1 pseudogene is annotated in these 707 nt (G+C 67.5%); it reads right to left on the reverse strand.

What is annotated here, in order from left to right:
• Positions 1–707, reverse strand: a pseudogene (locus G7A99_RS22985) (molecular chaperone HtpG); the annotation flags it as partial.

Consider the following 707-nt stretch of genomic DNA (forward strand, 5'->3'; position numbering starts at 1 on the left):
TTGTGCTGGAGCAGCTCGCGGGAGACGTTGAGCGGGAGGTCGTCGGAGTCGATCACGCCGCGCACGAACCGGAGGTAGCGCGGCATCAGGTGCTCACTGTCCTCCATGATGAACACCCGGCGCACGTAGAGCTTGACGCCGTGGCGCTGGTCCTGGTCGAACAGGTCGAAGGGCCGGCGCGCAGGGATGTAGAGCAGCGAGGTGTAGGCCTGGTTGCCCTCGACCTTATTGTGCAGCCAGGTCAGCGGCGCCTCGAAGTCGTGGGCGACGTGCTTGTAGAACTCGATGTACTCCTCGTCGCTGATCTCGCCCTTCGGGCGCATCCACAGCGCGGAGGCCTGGTTGACGGTCTCCTCCCCCGGGGCCTCGTCGGACTCCGGATCCGCCTCGGCGGGCATGCGGATGGGCAGCGAGATGTGATCGGAGTACCGGCGGATGATGTGGCGAAGCCGCTGCGGCTCCAGGAACTCGTCGCGTTCCTCGGCGAGATGGAGCACCACGCGGGTGCCGCGCTCGGGGCGCTCGACGTACTCCACCGAGTAGGCGCCCTTGCCGTCGGAGGACCAGTGCACACCGAGCTCCGGGGACTCGCCGGCGCGGCGCGTGTAGACGTCCACCCGGTCGGCGACGATGAACGCGGAGTAGAAGCCCACGCCGAACTGGCCGATGAGCTGCGCGTCCTGTTTCTCGTCACCCGTCATCGCCTC

Source organism: Arhodomonas sp. KWT, from assembly GCF_010993615.1.